Below are 18,274 nucleotides of genomic sequence, written 5' to 3'. Positions count from 1 at the left end.
ACTCATGAATAAAATTACCCAACTCTTCAATATAAAATACCCAATTATCCAAGGAGGAATGATTTGGAATAGTGGTTATAAACTGGCAAGTGCCGTAAGTAACGCTGGTGGTTTAGGATTAATTGGTGCTGGTTCTATGTATCCAGAAGTGTTAAGAGAACATATTCAAAAATGTAAAAAGGCAACCGATAAACCTTTTGGAGTAAATGTTCCAATGTTATATCCAAACATTGAAGAAATTATGCAAATTCTGAAAGAAGAAGGTGTGAAAATCGTTTTTACTTCTGCAGGAAATCCAAAAACTTGGACTCCGTTTTTAAAAGAAAATGGCATAACTGTTGTACATGTAGTTAGTAGTTCTAAATTCGCACTAAAAGCACAAGAAGCTGGAGTAGATGCTGTAGTTGCTGAAGGTTTTGAAGCAGGTGGACACAACGGAAGAGAAGAAACAACAACGTTAACCTTAATTCCAATGGTACGCGAACAAATTTCAATTCCATTAATTGCTGCAGGAGGAATTGCAACAGGAAGAGGAATGCTAGCCGCTATGACTTTAGGTGCCGATGGCGTTCAAATGGGAAGTCGTTTTGCTGCTTCAACTGAAAGTTCTGCACATGATGAGTTCAAAAGAACAATTGTGGAAACAGGAGAAGGAGATACGCAATTAACATTAAAAGAATTGGCTCCGGTTCGACTTATCAAAAATAAATTCTATAATGATGTGCAGGAATTGTACGCTAAATGTCCATCAAAAGAAGATTTAGAAGCATTATTAGGTAAAAGAAGAGCAAAAAGAGGTATGTTTGAAGGCGATTTAGTTGAAGGAGAATTAGAAATTGGTCAAATTGCCGGATTAATTCACGATATTTTGCCTGTTGAAACTATTGTTGATAATATCATAACGGAATTTAACGCTGCTAGAAAAGAGGTAACTACCTTTGAATTTTAATATAACAACGAAATGAAGAGTTTAAAATACATACTATTGTTTTTGTTTTTTGCATCGGTTACTACTTATGCTCAAAAATTTAATTTCAAAACTTCTGGATATATGGTAAGCCAGAAAGACAAAAAAGGAAATTGGAGCGATTGGTCGAAATTGCAAAAATCAGAAATGACTGTCCTTTTGGACATGGAAAGTCACCGAATTGTAGTTTATTCAGAAGTACTTCAGCTGTTTTCTATTATGAAATATGGAAATCAAGAAACGATTGGAGACGACGATGTAGTTAAATTCAATTGTGTGGATAACAATGGAGTAGAATGTGTTTTAACTATTTACACCAGAAAGAAACAAGGAGGCAGAAATCAATTGTATATTACATACGAAGACATGATTATTGCTTACAATATGACGGTTCTTGAAGATAAACCTGCAAAGAAGAAATAAGTTTAAATTATAATTAAAATGACTTTTTATTGAATGCAATAGAAAGTCATTTTTTTATTTATTAACATTCCATTTACATCAAAAACGTACTTTTGTATAAAATAGTTTTAAAATGAAAAAAGCCTTAGCCTTGTTAGTTGTTCTAGTTTCTTTTACAGGAACTGCGCAAGATAAACCAAAATTAGTAGTTGGAATCGTAGTAGACCAAATGAAAATGGAATACTTATACCGTTTTTCAAGCGACTTTTCAGAAAATGGTTTCAAACGATTAATGAAAGAAGGATATACTTTTCATAACACACATTACAATTATATGCCTACATATACAGCTCCTGGTCATGCTTCAGTTTATACTGGAACAACACCATCGGTTCACGGAATTGTAGGTAATGAATGGTTCAATAAAGCGACTGGAAAAGAAATGTATTGTACCGATGATGAAACGGTTTCAACTATTGGAGACGATTCTAAAAAAGAAGGAAAAATGTCGCCAAGAAACTTGCAAAGTTCTACCATTACTGACGAATTGAAACTTTCAACTAATTTCAAGGGTAAAGTAATTGGAATGAGTATTAAAGATAGAGGTGCAATTCTTCCAGCTGGACATTTTGCAGATTGGGCTTTTTGGTACAGTAAAACCGGAGCTTTTATTTCAAGTACGTATTACGGAGAAAAACTTCCAGATTGGGCAACGCAATTCAATGCTGAGAAAAATTATTTAAAATACGTAACCAAAGGTTGGGATTTATTAAAACCAAAAGAAACCTATAACGAAAGCTTAACCGATAACAATCCATACGAAGGGAAATTGTATAAAAAAGCGCCGTTTATGCCATACAATTTACAAGATATGTATGATGCAAATGATGCTGGAATTCTACGTTCAACGCCTTATGGAAATAATTTATTAGCTGATTTTGCTAAAAAAGCCATCGAAAGCGAAAATTTAGGAAAAGATAATATTACCGATTTCTTAGCCGTAAGTTTCTCTTCAACTGATTACATCGGACACGTTTTAGGTCCTCGTTCTATCGAATTACAAGACACTTATTTGCGTTTGGACGAAACTATTGCTGATTTCTTAGCTTACTTAGACAAAACCGTTGGAAAAGGAAATTACTTGGTTTTCTTAACAGCAGATCACGCTGGAGCGGAAAATGTGACGTATTTGAAAGACAATAAATACAAAGTAGATAACATCAATTATAAAAACATTCAAAAAGAGTTGAAAGAATTCTCAGAAACTACTTTTGGAGAAAACTTGGTGTTAGATTATTCGAATTATAACCTATTTTTTGATAAAGCAAAAGTAAAAGCAAAAGGCTTGAATTTACAAGAGGTAAAACAAACCTTCAAAGATTATTTACACAAGCAAGATTACATCAAGCGTGTTTACACTGAAGAAGAAATCACCAACGGAAATCCAAGTGATTACTATTTAGACTTCATCACAAAAGGATATGACCCAACACAAAACGGGGAATTAATTATGATTTTCAAACCAGGTTATGTAGAATATTCTTCAACCGGAACAACACACGGTTCGCCTTATTCTTATGACACACACGTTCCGTTAATTTTCTTTGGTTGGAACATCAAAAAAGGACAAACTCACGACAGAAAAGAAATCACGCAAATAGCACCAACTATCACACAAATGCTAAAAATTACTATGCCAAATAGTTCTGATGGTAAGGTTTTGTTGGAGGTTTTAAGTAAGTAAATTTATTTATGAATATTTTTATTAGACTTCTATTTTTATCTTTTTTATTTATTGGATGTGAAAATTCAAATAATGACATTTTAGATTCTGATTTAGAGAAAGAGTTTAGAACAGCTATTGCCAATACAAATGCAGAAGAATTTAAATATTTAGAGGATGGTTTAGTACCACAAGAGAGTTTTTTTATAGATTCAAAACTTAAATATTTGAAATTTAGATTTAATCCAGAGGCTGGTTTTTCTGAAAGAAGAGTTTATTTTGACTTAAAGACTGATTCGATAGAAAGAATAGTTTTGAGAAAAGTTCAAGCAGATTGGGATAGTTTTGAAGAAGGAGATTATCATAAATTTCATGATTCTATTTTTGTTGTTTATCCTAAATTGAATAAAATGGATGTTTATTTTGATAATGAAAAGTTGAAATCACTTAATTCAAAAGGTATTTTATTAGAAGATGAAAGATACATTTACAGATTAAAGAAAAATACAGAAAGTCAGTATAATAAAAAAGCATCAAACTAAAATTTGGTGCTTTTTTATTCGTACTAATTCATGAAATTCCAGTAAAGTAAAATCAAAAAACCCGAATTAATAATTAATCCGGGCTTTTCTTTACTTAACTATAAAACTAAATTTCAATCATAACTTGATTTTTCAAAATATCATCAAACGTTTCGCGTTCTCTGATTAAGTGACCTTTTCCGTCTTTCCATAGTACTTCGGCTGGTTTTAGTCGTGAGTTGTAGTTAGATGCCATTGAAAAGCAATAAGCACCTGCGTTTCTAAAACATAAAATATCACCTTCGTGAATTTCAGTAATTCTTCGGTTGCTAGCAAAAGTGTCGGTTTCGCAGATATAACCTACTACCGAGTAGTAACGCTCTTTTCCTTTTGGATTAGATATATTTTCAATATGATGTTGTGCTCCATATAACATCGGACGAATCAAATGATTGAATCCAGAATCAATTCCAGCAAAAACAGTTGAAGTGGTTTGTTTTACCACGTTTACTTTCGCTAAGAAATAACCCGCTTCACTTACCAAGAATTTTCCAGGCTCAAAAGCTAAAGTCAATGGACGACCATATTCTTTTTCGAAAGCTAAAAAGCGTTTTGTTAATTTTCTTCCGAATTCTTCTACATTGGTTTCGATATCTCCTTTTTTGTAAGGCACTTTAAATCCACTTCCAAAATCAATAAAATCTAATGCTGGGAAATTTTTAGCCGTTTCAAATAGGATTTCAGCCGCATATAAAAATACTTCTACATCTAAAATATCAGAACCTGTATGCATGTGAATGCCATTGATGTGCATTTTCGTATTTTCAATAATTCTCAAAATATGAGGCAATTGATGAATTGAAATCCCAAATTTACTATCAATATGACCTACCGAAATATTCGCATTTCCACCAGCCATCACGTGAGGATTAATTCGAATACAAACTGGAATTGTTGGGTGTTTTGTTCCAAATTGCTCCAAAATCGATAAATTATCAATATTAATTTGAACACCTAATTGCGCTACTTCTTCAATTTCTTCCATCGAAACACCATTAGGAGTATAAATAATGTCTTTTGGTTCAATACCAGCGTGTAATCCCAATTGCACTTCTTGTAAAGAAACAGTATCCAATCCAGAACCTAAACTTTTTAAGTATTTCAAAACAGAAACATTCGATAATGCTTTAACGGCATAATGCACCTTAAAACGTTCTACTTTGCTAAATGCATTTTGTAATCGGTTGTATTGAAAGGCAATTTTTTCCGCATCATATACATATAACGGACTTCCAAATTCTGTTGCTAATTGTTGTAATACTTCTGGTTTCATTGTTATTTAATTTGATGCAAAAGTAAATCAATATTAATTCAATGCAATTTTTAAAACAATTATTAACAAAAAATAACAAAATGTTTTATTTATAACATTTGAAAATTTTTTAACTTGCGCTTTTAATAAGAATATGTATATCAAATTCCCAAATTAAACGAAAAAAAGTTAGTCCATTAAAAATTACTTTGCTATTTTTGTGGCACTTTTTTAAACAAGATAAACGCATAACAATTATGAACATACACGAATATCAGGGTAAAGAAATCCTAGCTAGTTATGGAGTACGTGTTCAACGTGGTATTGTTGCAAACAATCCAGTTGAGGCGTTAGCTGCAGCAAAACAATTAACTACAGAAACAGGTACAAGTTGGTACGTAGTAAAAGCACAAATCCATGCTGGAGGTAGAGGAAAAGGTGGAGGAGTTAAGTTAGCTAAAAACTTAGACCAAGTAACTGAAATTTCTGAGCAAATCATCGGAATGCAGTTAATTACGCCACAAACTCCACCAGAAGGAAAAACAGTTCACAAAGTATTAATTGCTGAAGATGTTTATTATCCTGGTGAAAGCGAAACTTCTGAATTCTATGTTTCTGTTTTATTAAACAGAGCAACTGGACGTAACATGATTATGTATTCTACAGAAGGTGGAATGGATATCGAAGAAGTTGCTGAGCACACACCACACTTAATCTTTACAGAAGAAATTGATCCTGCTTACGGATTACAAGGTTTCCAAGCTAGAAAAATTGCTTTCAATTTAGGTTTATCTGGAGATGCTTTCAAAGAAATGGTGAAATTTATCGATGCTTTATACAAAGCGTATATCGGTTCTGATTCATCAATGTTTGAAATCAACCCTGTATTAAAAACATCTGACAATAAAATCTTAGCAGTTGATGCTAAAGTAAATATCGACGATAACGCTTTATTCAGACAAGCAAAATATGCTGAAATGAGAGACGTTAGAGAAGAAAATCCAATCGAAGTTGAAGCTAAAGAAGTAGGATTAAACTACGTAGATTTAGATGGAACTGTAGGTTGTATGGTAAACGGAGCTGGTTTAGCAATGGCTACTATGGACTTAATTAAATATGCAGGTTTTGAACCAGCTAACTTCTTAGACGTAGGTGGAACTGCTGATGCAAAACGTGTTGAAACTGCTTTCCGTATTATCTTAAAAGATCCTAATGTAAAAGCTATTTTAATTAACATTTTTGGTGGTATCGTTCGTTGTGACCGTGTTGCTCAAGGTGTTGTAGATGCTTACAAAAACATGGGTGACGCTATTACAGTGCCAATCATCGTTCGTTTACAAGGAACAAACGCAGAAATTGCTAAAGAATTAATCGATAATTCAGGTATGCCAATTTTATCTGCAGTTCAATTCCAAGAAGCAGCTGACCAAGTTAAAGCAGCTTTATCTTAATCGAATTTTAAATTCAATCATAAAGAAACTCTCAGATTTATCTGGGAGTTTTTTGTTTTTACAGGCTCAATATTTTTTAAACTTCAAAGGATTTCTTACATTAGCAATTCAATTTACAAACCATGATTTCAGAAGCGCAATTTCAAAAAGAATTAGAGTTAATTATTAGTAATGCCATTCGTGAAGATGTTGGAGATGGCGATCATAGTTCACTCGCATGTATTCCAGCTTCAGCTCAAGGAAAAGCGAAGTTATTAGTTAAAGATGAGGGAATTATTGCTGGAGTAGAATTTGCCAAAATGATTTTTCATTATGTAGATAAAGACATGAAACTGGAAACTTTTATCAATGATGGTGAAAGAGTAAAATATGGTGATGTTGTTTTTCATGTTTCAGGAAGTTCACAATCAATTTTGAAAGCAGAGCGTCTGGTATTAAATTCGATGCAACGAATGAGCGCTATCGCAACAAAAACCAAAATGTTTGTTGATCTATTAGAAGGAACAAATACTAAAATTTTAGATACTAGAAAAACCACACCAGGAATTCGTGCCATCGAGAAATGGGCAGTGAAAATTGGTGGAGGTGAAAATCATCGTTTTGCTTTGTACGATATGATTATGTTGAAAGACAATCATAACGATTTTGCAGGAGGAATTCCGCAAGCGATAGCAAAAACAAAGCAATATTTAATCGATAATAATAAAGATTTAAAAATCATTGTTGAAGCCAGAAATTTAGACGAAGTACAGCAAATTTTAGATGCTGGCGGCGTTTACCGAATTTTGTTAGATAATTTCGATTACGAAACGACTAAGAAAGCAGTAGCTATGATTGGAGATCAAAGTTTGACAGAATCTTCAGGAAACATCAATGAAAAAACCATTCGCAATTATGCAGAATGTGGTGTGAATTATATTTCTTCTGGCGCATTAACGCATTCAGTTTATAATATGGATTTAAGTTTAAAAGCAATATAAATTATGTCCGAAGAAATAGAAAATAAACTCAATAAAATTCCTGTTGTAAAGCAATTGGTTGCAATTACCAAAGCCATAAAGCTAAAAACTTTAGAAGGCTTGTCACTTTATGATATTTTGGAACTTTATGTTTTGGGAATTTTCAAAGGCGCTTTTTCATACAGAGCCAGTTCTATTGCGTTTAGTTTCTTTATGGCGTTATTTCCATTTGCTTTATTTATTCTGAATTTAATTCCGTTTATTCCGTTAGAGAATTTTCAAGCCGATTTTTTAGAGTTTGTAGAAGAAGGTGTTCCGCCTAATACTTATGACGCTATTGAAGCTATTTTGAGAGATATTATGGAAACCAGCCATCAAGGCTTGCTTTCATCAGGTTTTATTTTGTCCATTTTATTGATGACCAATGGTATTAATGCTATTTTGGGCGGATTTGAAATGTCGGCTCACATTACTATTACTAGAGGTTTTTTTAGACAATATTTTATTTCTTTAGCCATTTCTTTGGTGTTGTCGATGATTTTATTAATTACAGTTGCGGCTATCGTTATTGCTGAGGTAATGATTCAAAAGATCAATATTAGAGGTTATGTTGCAGATGTTTCAGTGATTGAATGGAGTAGATATGGATTCATACTTTTAATGATTTTAATCACAACTTCAATATTATATAAGTTTGGAGCAAAAGAAACTTCAAGCATTGCATTTATAAGTTATGGTGCGGTTTTTACCACCATTTTAATTGTGATTTCCTCTTATATTTTTGGAATATATGTAACTAAATTTGCTAAGTATAATGAGTTGTATGGTTCAATTGGTACACTTCTTGTATTAATGTTTTACATCTGGATAAATTGCATGGTTTTGTTATTAGGTTTCGAATTAAATGCAACTATTTCAAAATTGAAAAGAAAAAATTTATATATTTAACCAAACTAAAAAAAATAAATTATGAGAAAACAAGTTATTACATTTTTAATGTTGATTGCAACTGTATTTACTGTAAATGCACAAAAAACTGTAGCAGGAGTTAAGGTAGATGCTAAAATGAATTTAGAAGGGCAATCTTTAGTATTAAACGGAGCTGGAACTCGTGTTAAAATGTTTATGGACATGTATGTGGGAGCTTTATATTTAGAGAAAAAAAGTGCAAATGCCTCTGAAGTAATGAACAGTAAAGAAGGAGCTGCTATCAAATTAAACATCGTTTCAGGTTTGATTACTTCTGAAAAAATGGTTTCGGCTATTAATGAAGGTTTTGAAAATGCAACTGGTAAAAAAACAGCACCATTAAAAGCTAAAATTGACAAATTCAAAGGTTTCTTTAAAGAAGAAATTAAAAAAGGTGATGTTTTCATTATTATCAATGTGCCAAACGAAGGAGTTGTTGTTTACAAAAACGGAGTTAAAAAAGGAAGTATTGAAGGACATGATTTCAAAAAAGCTTTATTCGGAATTTGGTTATGCGACAAACCAGCTGATAAAGACTTAAAAGACGAAATGTTAGGGAAATAATTCTAACTAAAAATATAGATCAAGCGTTCTCATTCGAGGACGCTTTTTTTATTGTAGTTGTTCATCTTTTCTCTTTTTTCTTTTCTCTATTCTCTTTTTCAAACTATATTTGTTCTATGCTGTATTTTATCGAAGTCGTTTTACCGTTGGCTGTTTCTAAAACCTTTACTTATCAGGTTTCGGAAGCGGAATTTCACTACATTCAAATTGGAATGCGAGTGGCGGTTCCATTTGGTAAAACCAAGATTTATACCGCATTAGTTTTAGATAAAAACAATACACCACCTCAGTTATACGAAGCCAAAGAAATCCATCAAATTTTAGATGAAAAACCTGTTGTGAATTTACATCAAATCGAGCATTGGAAATGGATTGCTTCTTATTATATGTGTTCGCTTGGTGAAGTGTTTCGAAGTGCATTGCCTTCGGGTTATATATTGGAAAGTGAAACGATTATTTCAGCAAGAGAAAATGCGGAATTAGATTCGGATGATTTAAAGGATGATGAATATCTAATCTTAGAAGCTTTAAAAAGTCAATCTTCGATTACAGTTCAAGATGTGATTAAAATTTTGGGTAAGAAAACGGTTTTTCCTATCATAAATCGATTGTTAGCAAAAGGAGCTTTGGTGTTGCAAGAAGAGATTTCGGAACAATACAAACCCAAGTTGATTCGCTATATCAAATTGCATGATTCTTTTTTGCAACAAGAACAATTGGCTGAATTATTAGAAGTTTTATCCAAAGCCAAGAAACAACGCGAATTGGTTTTGCATTATTTTCAATTACAAGCTCGTGAAAAAGCACCAATTTCCGTAAAAAAACTTATCGAAACTTCCGGAAGTTCATCTGCAATAGTAAAATCGTTGGTAGATAAAACGATTTTCGAAGAATATTACATTGCGCAAGATAGAGTTGCTTTCGACAAAGAAGATGATAGTCAATTTACATTAAGTGAAGCGCAACAAACAGCTTTTGATAGTATTCAAGAAAATTTCAAAACCTTTGATGTGAATTTATTACACGGCGTTACAGCTTCAGGTAAAACCGAAATTTACATCAAACTATTAGAGCAATATATTAAGGAAGGAAAGCAAGTTTTGTTTTTATTGCCAGAAATTGCCTTAACCACTCAATTAGTGCAAAGATTAACAGCTTATTTCGGAAATGAAGTTGCCGTTTTTCATTCAAAATATACAAATAACGAACGCATTGAAGTTTGGAATCAAGTCTTAGAAAATTCTCCAAAAGCAAAAGTGGTTATTGGTGTTCGAAGTGCATTGTTTCTTCCATTTTCAAATCTAGGATGTATAATTGTAGATGAAGAACACGAACAAACATTCAAACAAAACGATCCAGCACCAAGATATCATGCTCGCGATGCTGCTATAGTTTTAGCGAAGCAGCACGGAGCAAAAGTAGTTTTGGGAAGCGCGACTCCGTCTTTGGAAACCTATTATAATGTGCAATCCAATAAATACGGTTTAACCGAATTAAAAGTGCGCTATGGAAACGTTGTTTTGCCTGAAATTCAATTGGTCGATTTAAAAGATAAGTATTTCAGAAAGAAAATGTCAGGACATTTTTCAGATGAATTATTGGAAGAAATTACCGAAACCTTATCGAAAGGAGAGCAAGTTATATTATTTCAAAACCGAAGAGGATTTTCGCCTTATGTGGAATGTATGACGTGTGGTCATGTGCCTCATTGTCCAAGTTGCGATGTAAGTTTGACGTATTACAAATTCAAAAACCAATTGCGTTGTCATTATTGTGGTCATTCGATTGCAAATCCCACGCATTGTCATAGTTGTCAATCGGTTGATGTTACTTCGAAAGGTTTCGGAACCGAACAAATTGAAATGGAATTAAAAACCCTTTTTCCGGAAAAAAATATTGGAAGAATGGATCAAGATACGACACGAGGAAAATTTGGCTTCGAAAAAATTATCGATTCCTTTAAAAATAGAGAAATTGATGTTTTGGTAGGAACTCAAATGCTTGCCAAAGGTTTAGATTTTGACAATGTAACTTTAGTTGGGATTTTAAACGCCGATAATTTATTAAACCAACCGAATTTCAGAGCTTACGAAAGAGCGTATCAAATGATGATGCAAGTTTCGGGTAGGGCAGGACGTTCCGAGAAAAATGGAAAAGTGGTTATTCAAACGTATAATCCATATCATAATACCATTCAACAAGTTTTGGGTAATGATTATATGGGAATGTACAAAGAGCAAATTTACGAACGCCAGAATTTCAAATATCCGCCTTTCTTTAGATTAGTGAAGCTTACTTTGAAACATCGCGATTTTGATAAATTGAAAGAAGGTTCTATGTGGATTTATAACGTGTTGTCTCAAAATTTAGATATGCCAGTTTTGGGTCCGGAAGAACCAGCTATAAATAGAATTCGTAATGAATACATTCGAACTATTATGGTTAAAATTCCTGTTCAGAAACATTTGGGAAATACCAAAAAAAATATTGCGAAAGTGCTCATGAGTTTTGAAGCAGTTCCGCAATATCGTTCTATTAAGGTAAAAGTTGATGTAGACGTTTATTAAGCGTTTTCGATTGCTTTTACAATTTCTTCTTTTTTATTTCGACTCAAAGGGATTTTTGTGTTTCCAATTTCGGCAAACTTACTATTGAATTTTTCCACTCGGTCTAAATTGATAATATACGATTTGTGTACTCGAATGAATTTACCTTCTGGAAGTTCTTTTTCAAAACCTTTCATAGTTGATAATACTAAATGACTTTCGTCATCAGTAACAACTTTTATATAATCACCATAGGCTTCAATCCATTTAATTTTAGAAACATATACTTTTAGTTTCTTTAAATTACTTTTTATTACGATACTATCGCCATGTTCTTCATGGTTTTCGTAACGTAATGCGTGAAGTTCAGTAGCTTTTTTTACCGCTTTATTGAAACGTTCTTTAGAAATTGGTTTCTGAAGAAAATCAGTTGCTTCATAATCAAAAGCTTTCACTGCGTAGTCTGCTTTTGAAGTAATGAATATAATTTGTGGTTTAGTTTTTAGTCCGTCTAATAAGTCGAAACCGTTAATTAACGGCATTTCGATGTCTAAAAAGATCAAATCAATTGAGTTGTTGTTGATACAATTCTTTGCCTCAAGAGCATTGGCGAAATCTCCTACTAAGTTTAATAATGTTGATTCGTTAACTAATTTGGTGATGGTAATTCTTTGAATAGCACTATCATCTACAACGATACAATTCAACTTCATGGGCATATATTTTTTATAGTTTGTTAAAAGTAGAATAATTATTACAACTACACAAGTTTTTTTATGTAAAAATTAATAATTAGTTATGCTTGTAATTTCAAATAAAAGTATTATTTTTGCACCCAATTTTATAACAATAAATATAAAGATTATGAATCATTATGAAACTGTTTTCATCTTGAATCCCGTTTTATCTGAACAACAGGTAAAGGAAACAGTAAGCAAGTTTGAAGATTTTCTTACTTCTAAAGGGTCTGAGATGGTATCGAAAGAAGATTGGGGCTTAAAAAAATTAGCTTACGAAATTCAACACAAGAAAAGTGGATTTTACCACTTATTCGAATTCAAAGCGCCAGCTGAAATTATTATTGCATTTGAAACTGAATTCCGTCGTGACGAGCGTGTTATGCGTTTCTTAACTGTGTCTTTAGACAAACATGCAATTTCTTGGGCAGAAAGAAGAAGAGTTAAATTAAAAGCTAAATCAAACTAATCATGTCTACATTAGAGCAATCTGCAAAAGGTAAAAAAGACGGGGATATCAGATATCTTACGCCTTTAAACATAGATACAAACAAAACTAAAAAGTATTGTCGTTTCAAAAAATCAGGTATCAAATATATCGATTATAAAGACGCAGACTTTTTATTGAAATTTGTTAACGAGCAAGGTAAAATTTTACCAAGACGTTTAACAGGTACTTCATTAAAATACCAAAGAAAAGTTTCTGTAGCTGTTAAAAGAGCTCGTCACTTAGCTTTAATGCCATACGTGGCCGATTTATTAAAATAATATCAACTAAGTTGTTGGTTTCCGTTAAGGAACCTAACTTCTAATTAAAAGGACAACAACATGGAACTTATCTTAAAACAAGACGTTCAAAATTTAGGATTTAAAGATGATGTAGTAACTGTGAAAAACGGATACGGACGTAACTTCTTAATCCCTCAAGGTGCTGCTATTTTAGCTACTCCTTCTGCTAAAAAAGTTTTAGCTGAAAACTTAAAGCAAAAAGCACACAAAGAAGCTAAAATCGTTGCAGATGCAAAATCTTTAGCTGAGGCTTTAAAAGCTTTAGAAATTAAAATTACTGCTAAAGCAGGTGGTGATAAATTGTTTGGTTCAGTTACTAGCGCTAACATTGTTGAAGCATTAGAAGCTAACGGTCATTCAATCGAGAAAAAATTCATCACTAGCGGTGTAGTAAAACGTGTAGGTAAATATATTGCAAGCGTAAGATTACACAGAGATGTTATCGTTGAATTACCATACGAAATCGTAGGTGAAAAAGCATAATTTTTCTTAAAATATAAATTAGCTCCGATTTTATCGGGGCTTTTTTTTTATCTTTACTTTATAAAATTACTACATGAAGTACGCAAGATTAACCAAAGAGCAATTAGAAGAATTACATCCAGAATTCATTACTTTTTTAGCAACACAATCTATTGATAAAAAGGAATGGGATGAAATCAAACAAAATAAACCACACATTGCCGAACAAGAAATTGATGTTTTTTCCGATATGATTTGGGAAAAAGCATTGACGAATGTAACTCACATTGATCATTTTTCTAAAAATTACATTTTTCTTTTTAAATGTATGCAAAATGCGGTTTTCTCTTTTGTAATTAAAACCAATAATCCACAAATTGATTTTGTTTCTGCCGATGGAATTCATTGGTTGTCTGAAAATTTGTTTTCCAACGATGTTGAAATTACAAGAGGTAAGAAGGACTTGTCAGAAAACAGAAATGAATCATTGTTTGAAATCATCAAACAAGGTGGAATCATCAGCAAAGGAGAATTATTTACCAAATTAGACAGCTTAATCAATCAGTAAATATGAGCGTTTTAGAGACTATTAAGAATTTAAGAGACGAATTAAATCAGCATAATTACAATTATTATGTGTTGGACAATCCTACCATTTCTGATTTTGAATTTGATCAAAAACTAAAACAATTACAAGATTTAGAAGCGCAACATCCAGAGTTTTTTGATGAAAATTCGCCTACGCAACGAGTGGGAGGAATGGTGACCAAAAATTTTGAAACCATAAAACACGAATATCGCATGTATTCGTTGGATAATTCCTATTCAATCGAAGATTTACAAGATTGGGAAACCCGAATTCAAAAGGTTTTAGGAGATGTTCCATTAGAATATACTTGCGAATTAAAATACGACGGAGCGTCAATTAGTATTTCGTATGAAAATGGTCGTTTAGTTCGTGCAGTAACGCGTGGCGATGGTTTTCAAGGCGATGATGTAACCAATAACATCAAAACCATTAAGGCAGTTCCTATTCATTTAAAAGGTGATTTTCCTGATAAATTTGACATTCGTGGCGAAATCATTCTTCCGTTTGCCGGATTTGAAAAAATGAATCAAGAATTAATTGAAATTGGTGAAACACCTTATTCAAATCCAAGAAATACCGCTTCTGGAAGTTTAAAACTACAAGATAGTGCTGAAGTAGCAAAACGCCCGTTAGATTGTTTGTTGTACTTCGTAATTGGAAATAACTTACCCTTTAAAACCCAATTTGAAGGTTTACAAAAAGCCAGAGATTGGGGATTTAAAGTTCCTACGCAATCTAAATTAGCTAAAAATCTAAACGAAGTTTTCGAATACATCAATTATTGGGATAAACACCGTCACGATTTACCTTATGAAACGGATGGTGTGGTTATTAAAGTTAATAATTTACAACATCAAGATGAATTAGGCTACACGGCAAAATCACCACGTTGGGCGATGGCGTATAAGTTTAAAGCGGAACAAGTGACTACAAAATTAAATTCGATTTCATACCAAGTTGGGCGTACTGGAGCTATAACTCCTGTAGCGAATTTAGAACCCGTGCAATTAGCTGGAACTATTGTAAAACGTGCTTCGTTACACAATGCCGACCAAATTGAAAAATTAGATATTAGAATAGGTGATGAAGTTTTTGTAGAAAAAGGTGGAGAAATTATTCCGAAAATTATTGCTGTTGCGAAAAGAGGAAATCAAGTTGAACCTACACAATACATCACCCATTGTCCAGAATGTCAAACAGAATTGGTTAGAAGTGAAGGCGAAGCGAATCATTTTTGTCCAAATTTTTATGGTTGTCCACCGCAAATTATTGGAAGAATTCAGCATTTTATCACCAGAAAAGCCATGGATATTGATGGTTTGGGCGGAGAAACGGTTGCTTTGTTATTCCATGCAGGTTTGGTTACCAATTATGCCGATTTGTATGAACTGAAAAAAGAGCAAATCATTCCGTTAGAACGAATGGCAGAAAAATCAGCTGAGAATTTAATTAACGGAATTGAAAAATCGAAATCCATTCCTTTTGAACGTGTTTTATATGCATTAGGAATTCGATATGTTGGTGAAACCGTGGCAAAAAAACTTGCTAAACATTATAAATCTATTGACGCAATTGCTCAAGCGAGCATCATGGATTTGATTTTGGTTGATGAGATTGGCGATAAAATCGGACAGAGTGTCGTTCAATTCTTTGAAAATCAAGAAAATATTCGTATTATTGATAGGCTTAAGTGTTATGGTGTGCAATTAGAATCGGGAGCTGAAGATGTTTTGCTTTCGGAAAAGTTAAAAGGAAAAACCTTTGTAGTTTCGGGTGTTTTTGAAATTTATTCAAGAGACGAACTCAAAAAAGCGATTGAAGATAACGGCGGAAAAGTAGGAAGTTCTATTTCATCAAAAACCGATTATGTAATTGCTGGAGATAACATGGGGCCTTCAAAACTAGAAAAAGCGAATCAATTAAAAATTGCAATAATTTCGGAAACCGATTTCAAACATATGATAGATGGTTAAAGTAAATTCGGCGTTAATACTTTATTTTACTGCATTTGTAATTTACATAATAGCGGTATTAATAGACAGTGATAATTTGGAACTTTTTAGCAAGCCAATTATTATTCCGTCAATTTATTATTACTATTATATTTCTGTAAGAGGTAAGGTTAATTATTTGTTTTCCTTTTCTATTTTGTCTTTTTTTATCGGCGAAATTCTCCATTTGATTAGTCGTGTGGATTTTAATATATCAGGACTTATATTTCTTTTAATTCCTTATTTTATAATCTTACATTTCATCATTCAAGATTTAATTTATTATTTGAAAAAACAGAAAATTAAGCTCAATACATTTTCATTTTACATCATTTTGATGTTATTAGTTTATTTGTTTTTTAATGTTTTGATGATGATGATTGAAGAAAGTAGTTTTGACTTTTTTATTTATGCGTTGTATGGTATAATGTTATTGTTGATGGGAGTTTTAGCTTTTGTAATGCAAATTAATTATACGAATAGGACAATTTTGTATACAGGAATTATGGTTGCTTGTTTTATTGTTTCGGATTTGTTTTTTGTTTTTTATAAAAAATTGCCAGATTTGATTGCATTGAAAATGATAAATGTTGTTACTCAAGAGCTTTCATTTTTTTGTTACATAAGTTATTTTATTTACAGAACTAAATTTAAGCTTTATGGTAAGAGAGATATTCAAGACTGACAAAAATATAGACAGTAGAGCAAGTGTAGCTTTATATGTTTATTTTATTTCCTATATCTGTTATCTATTTTTCTATAGAGTTTATGATGATATGGATATAGCTTTTATTTTTAAGCCAATAATTGTTCCTAGTATTGCTTTTGCCTATTTTTTCATAAGTAAATCACCAAAAATTTACTTGAATTTGAGTTTGTTTTTAGTTATTTTCTTTGCCGATAATTTAATCTTACTAGAAGAACAAGATTTAAAAGTTTTTTCAACCTATTTGTATTTGATTGCTATTGGTATTTTATTTTACTATGTTATTGTAGATTCCCAATTGTTTAAAAAGAATCAATTTCTGAAGAAGAATTTTAAATATTTTATTATTTCTTATTTAGTTTTAGTGATACTTTACAAAGTAGCCAGCATGACTTTAAATGTAGAATTTAAAGAGTTTTTTGTGGTTATAGGTTATATTGTAATGTTTTTAATGGTTTTGATTCTAAGTATTTACAATGCTTTGCGATTTAAATCTATTGCATCACGATTTTTATTGTTAACAATACTTTGTCTGTTTTTTTCGGATGTCTTTATAGCATTGAACAAGTATTACAGTAAGAATGACTTGTTTATTTACATCTCTTGTATCATCGAAATCCCAACCTATTATTTTCTTCTGAAGTATTTATTGCACAGAGAAAAGTAATTACACAATGATATTCTTTGTTTGATTGTGATGAAGTTTGTCGTTAGATAAATAGAAATCAATTCTTCCTAAGTTTACGCCAAAACAACCTACTTGATTAATTAAAACTTCTTTTCCTTCGCTATTTTTTTCAATTACAGGTTTGTCTAAAAAAGTATGGGTGTGACCACCAATAATCAAATCGATGTTTTTAGTCTTTTGAGCTAATAAGATGTCACTTGGTTTCTCTGGTTCGTCTTTGTACTTGAATCCTAAGTGTGATAAGCAAATCACCAAATCACATTTCTTTTCTTCTTTTAGAATTCGGGTCATATCTTGCGCTACTTCAATTGGATTGTTGTATACGGTTTCTTTATAAAGTTTTTTGTCAACAAGTCCGTCCAATTGAACTCCTAATCCGAAAATCCCAATCTTAATTCCATCTTTAATGATGATTTTGTATGGTTTAACTATATCATTCAAAACCGTATTTTTAAAATCATAATTAGCCGATACAAAATCGAATTTAGCGTGTGGCAATTGTGCATAAAAACCATCAATTCCATTGTCAAAATCATGATTTCCCATCGTAGCAACATCGTATTGCATCATACTCATTAGTTTGAATTCCAATTCGCCACCATAATAATTGAAGTACGGAGTTCCTTGAAAAATATCACCAGCATCTAATAAAAGCACATTTTTTTCTTCTTTTCTAATGCTTTCAATAATTGCAGCTCTTCTGGCAGCACCACCCATGTTTGGATTTTTTGGATGATCAATAGGAAAAGGATCAATATGACTGTGCGTATCATTCGTATGTAAAATGGTAATTTTCTTGGTTTCTAATGTAGAAAAACTACTTAAACTCACACCTGATAAGCCAAGTAAAGCCGAACTTGCAGCTGTTTTTTGGATAAAATCTCTTCTCTTCATAGCT

At 32.1% G+C, this 18,274-nt stretch carries 19 protein-coding genes; 16 read left to right on the top strand and 3 right to left on the bottom strand.

Translation table 11 applies throughout. The features are described 5' to 3' along the window. Positions 1 to 4: 4 nt before the first annotated feature. The 4 genes from C8D80_RS03990 to C8D80_RS03975 all read left to right on the top strand — a co-directional run bounded on the left by C8D80_RS03990 (position 5) and on the right by C8D80_RS03975 (position 3,634). Positions 5 to 949 (top strand): NAD(P)H-dependent flavin oxidoreductase, encoded by a 945-nt coding sequence (locus C8D80_RS03990; protein ID WP_133607596.1) that lies wholly within the window; start codon positions 5 to 7, stop codon positions 947 to 949. 12 nt (positions 950 to 961) lie between these two features. Then, positions 962 to 1,390, top strand: a complete 429-nt coding sequence (locus C8D80_RS03985) for a hypothetical protein (protein ID WP_133607594.1) — start codon at positions 962 to 964, stop codon at positions 1,388 to 1,390. Between the two features lie 112 nt (positions 1,391 to 1,502). Continuing rightward, the gene (gene pafA, locus C8D80_RS03980; RefSeq protein WP_133607592.1) at positions 1,503 to 3,113 is read left to right on the top strand and encodes an alkaline phosphatase PafA; all 1,611 of its coding nucleotides are present in this window, start codon (positions 1,503 to 1,505) and stop codon (positions 3,111 to 3,113) included. 8 nt (positions 3,114 to 3,121) lie between these two features. After that, positions 3,122 to 3,634, top strand: coding sequence for a hypothetical protein (locus C8D80_RS03975; RefSeq protein ID WP_133607590.1), 513 nt, complete (start codon positions 3,122 to 3,124; stop codon positions 3,632 to 3,634). A 106-nt stretch (positions 3,635 to 3,740) separates the two neighbouring features. Here C8D80_RS03975 and lysA read toward each other — a convergent pair whose 3' ends face one another. Next, complete coding sequence (gene lysA / locus C8D80_RS03970) at positions 3,741 to 4,946, bottom strand: diaminopimelate decarboxylase (RefSeq protein WP_133607588.1); 1,206 nt, start codon at positions 4,944 to 4,946, stop codon at positions 3,741 to 3,743. A 236-nt stretch (positions 4,947 to 5,182) separates the two neighbouring features. Here lysA and sucC point away from each other — a divergent pair, with 236 nt between their 5' ends. The 5 genes from sucC to priA all read left to right on the top strand — a co-directional run bounded on the left by sucC (position 5,183) and on the right by priA (position 11,435). After that, positions 5,183 to 6,376 carry an ADP-forming succinate--CoA ligase subunit beta gene (gene sucC / locus C8D80_RS03965; RefSeq protein WP_133607586.1) on the top strand — a complete coding sequence of 398 codons (1,194 nt, stop codon included), beginning with the start codon at positions 5,183 to 5,185 and terminating at the stop codon, positions 6,374 to 6,376. Between the two features lie 122 nt (positions 6,377 to 6,498). Further along, the gene (gene nadC / locus C8D80_RS03960; RefSeq protein ID WP_133607584.1) at positions 6,499 to 7,356 is read left to right on the top strand and encodes a carboxylating nicotinate-nucleotide diphosphorylase; all 858 of its coding nucleotides are present in this window, start codon (positions 6,499 to 6,501) and stop codon (positions 7,354 to 7,356) included. 3 nt (positions 7,357 to 7,359) lie between these two features. Next, complete coding sequence (locus C8D80_RS03955; protein ID WP_133607582.1) at positions 7,360 to 8,283, top strand: YihY/virulence factor BrkB family protein; 924 nt, start codon at positions 7,360 to 7,362, stop codon at positions 8,281 to 8,283. A 21-nt stretch (positions 8,284 to 8,304) separates the two neighbouring features. After that, the gene (locus C8D80_RS03950) at positions 8,305 to 8,868 is read left to right on the top strand and encodes a chalcone isomerase family protein (RefSeq protein ID WP_133607580.1); all 564 of its coding nucleotides are present in this window, start codon (positions 8,305 to 8,307) and stop codon (positions 8,866 to 8,868) included. Positions 8,869 to 8,984: 116 nt separating this feature from the next. Next, positions 8,985 to 11,435 carry a replication restart helicase PriA gene (priA, locus tag C8D80_RS03945; RefSeq protein ID WP_133607578.1) on the top strand — a complete coding sequence of 817 codons (2,451 nt, stop codon included), beginning with the start codon at positions 8,985 to 8,987 and terminating at the stop codon, positions 11,433 to 11,435. Here priA and C8D80_RS03940 read toward each other — a convergent pair. Further along, a complete protein-coding gene (locus C8D80_RS03940; protein WP_133607576.1) occupies positions 11,432 to 12,127 on the bottom strand; it encodes a LytR/AlgR family response regulator transcription factor in 696 nt (231 codons plus the stop codon). The genes priA and C8D80_RS03940 overlap by 4 nt on opposite strands. A gap of 151 nt (positions 12,128 to 12,278) precedes the next feature. Between C8D80_RS03940 and rpsF the strand changes: the two genes are divergently transcribed. The 7 genes from rpsF to C8D80_RS03905 all read left to right on the top strand — a co-directional run bounded on the left by rpsF (position 12,279) and on the right by C8D80_RS03905 (position 17,355). Then, positions 12,279 to 12,620, top strand: a complete 342-nt coding sequence (gene rpsF / locus C8D80_RS03935) for a 30S ribosomal protein S6 (protein ID WP_008253663.1) — start codon at positions 12,279 to 12,281, stop codon at positions 12,618 to 12,620. A 2-nt stretch (positions 12,621 to 12,622) separates the two neighbouring features. Continuing rightward, on the top strand, positions 12,623 to 12,919 hold the full coding sequence (gene rpsR, locus C8D80_RS03930) for a 30S ribosomal protein S18 (RefSeq protein WP_008253655.1): 297 nt from the start codon (positions 12,623 to 12,625) through the stop codon (positions 12,917 to 12,919). A gap of 60 nt (positions 12,920 to 12,979) precedes the next feature. Next, a complete protein-coding gene (gene rplI, locus C8D80_RS03925) occupies positions 12,980 to 13,423 on the top strand; it encodes a 50S ribosomal protein L9 (protein ID WP_133607574.1) in 444 nt (147 codons plus the stop codon). A 73-nt stretch (positions 13,424 to 13,496) separates the two neighbouring features. Next, a complete protein-coding gene (locus C8D80_RS03920; RefSeq protein WP_133607572.1) occupies positions 13,497 to 13,970 on the top strand; it encodes a DUF6495 family protein in 474 nt (157 codons plus the stop codon). 2 nt (positions 13,971 to 13,972) lie between these two features. Next, positions 13,973 to 15,964: an NAD-dependent DNA ligase LigA gene (gene ligA, locus C8D80_RS03915; RefSeq protein WP_133607569.1), complete on the top strand. Its 1,992-nt coding sequence runs from the start codon at positions 13,973 to 13,975 to the stop codon at positions 15,962 to 15,964. Next, the gene (locus tag C8D80_RS03910; protein ID WP_133607567.1) at positions 15,957 to 16,667 is read left to right on the top strand and encodes a hypothetical protein; all 711 of its coding nucleotides are present in this window, start codon (positions 15,957 to 15,959) and stop codon (positions 16,665 to 16,667) included. The genes ligA and C8D80_RS03910 overlap by 8 nt, the downstream gene beginning before the upstream one ends. Then, a complete protein-coding gene (locus C8D80_RS03905) occupies positions 16,642 to 17,355 on the top strand; it encodes a hypothetical protein (RefSeq protein ID WP_133607565.1) in 714 nt (237 codons plus the stop codon). Before C8D80_RS03910 ends, C8D80_RS03905 begins: the two co-directional genes overlap by 26 nt. Here C8D80_RS03905 and C8D80_RS03900 read toward each other — a convergent pair whose 3' ends face one another. Next, a complete protein-coding gene (locus tag C8D80_RS03900; protein WP_133607563.1) occupies positions 17,356 to 18,270 on the bottom strand; it encodes a bifunctional metallophosphatase/5'-nucleotidase in 915 nt (304 codons plus the stop codon). Between the last annotated feature and the right edge of the window lie 4 nt (positions 18,271 to 18,274).

The sequence above is a fragment of the Flavobacterium cheniae genome (assembly GCF_004363695.1).
In the GTDB taxonomy this organism is placed as follows: Bacteria; Bacteroidota; Bacteroidia; order Flavobacteriales; family Flavobacteriaceae; genus Flavobacterium; species Flavobacterium cheniae.
The sequence above is the reverse complement of the archived record's forward strand: the minus strand, read 5'-3'. Positions and strand labels throughout refer to the sequence as shown.

Bases quoted from the DNA above. Each gene is read 5' to 3' on its own strand.
- C8D80_RS03990 (WP_133607596.1), top strand. From the start codon at position 5: ATGAATAAAATTACCCAACTCTTCAATATAAAATACCCAATTATCCAA.
- C8D80_RS03985 (WP_133607594.1), top strand. From the start codon at position 962: ATGAAGAGTTTAAAATACATACTATTGTTTTTGTTTTTTGCATCGGTT.
- pafA (WP_133607592.1), top strand. From the start codon at position 1,503: ATGAAAAAAGCCTTAGCCTTGTTAGTTGTTCTAGTTTCTTTTACAGGA.
- C8D80_RS03975 (WP_133607590.1), top strand. From the start codon at position 3,122: ATGAATATTTTTATTAGACTTCTATTTTTATCTTTTTTATTTATTGGA.
- lysA (WP_133607588.1), bottom strand. From the start codon at position 4,946: ATGAAACCAGAAGTATTACAACAATTAGCAACAGAATTTGGAAGTCCG.
- sucC (WP_133607586.1), top strand. From the start codon at position 5,183: ATGAACATACACGAATATCAGGGTAAAGAAATCCTAGCTAGTTATGGA.
- nadC (WP_133607584.1), top strand. From the start codon at position 6,499: ATGATTTCAGAAGCGCAATTTCAAAAAGAATTAGAGTTAATTATTAGT.
- C8D80_RS03955 (WP_133607582.1), top strand. From the start codon at position 7,360: ATGTCCGAAGAAATAGAAAATAAACTCAATAAAATTCCTGTTGTAAAG.
- C8D80_RS03950 (WP_133607580.1), top strand. From the start codon at position 8,305: ATGAGAAAACAAGTTATTACATTTTTAATGTTGATTGCAACTGTATTT.
- priA (WP_133607578.1), top strand. From the start codon at position 8,985: ATGCTGTATTTTATCGAAGTCGTTTTACCGTTGGCTGTTTCTAAAACC.
- C8D80_RS03940 (WP_133607576.1), bottom strand. From the start codon at position 12,127: ATGAAGTTGAATTGTATCGTTGTAGATGATAGTGCTATTCAAAGAATT.
- rpsF (WP_008253663.1), top strand. From the start codon at position 12,279: ATGAATCATTATGAAACTGTTTTCATCTTGAATCCCGTTTTATCTGAA.
- rpsR (WP_008253655.1), top strand. From the start codon at position 12,623: ATGTCTACATTAGAGCAATCTGCAAAAGGTAAAAAAGACGGGGATATC.
- rplI (WP_133607574.1), top strand. From the start codon at position 12,980: ATGGAACTTATCTTAAAACAAGACGTTCAAAATTTAGGATTTAAAGAT.
- C8D80_RS03920 (WP_133607572.1), top strand. From the start codon at position 13,497: ATGAAGTACGCAAGATTAACCAAAGAGCAATTAGAAGAATTACATCCA.
- ligA (WP_133607569.1), top strand. From the start codon at position 13,973: ATGAGCGTTTTAGAGACTATTAAGAATTTAAGAGACGAATTAAATCAG.
- C8D80_RS03910 (WP_133607567.1), top strand. From the start codon at position 15,957: ATGGTTAAAGTAAATTCGGCGTTAATACTTTATTTTACTGCATTTGTA.
- C8D80_RS03905 (WP_133607565.1), top strand. From the start codon at position 16,642: ATGGTAAGAGAGATATTCAAGACTGACAAAAATATAGACAGTAGAGCA.
- C8D80_RS03900 (WP_133607563.1), bottom strand. From the start codon at position 18,270: ATGAAGAGAAGAGATTTTATCCAAAAAACAGCTGCAAGTTCGGCTTTA.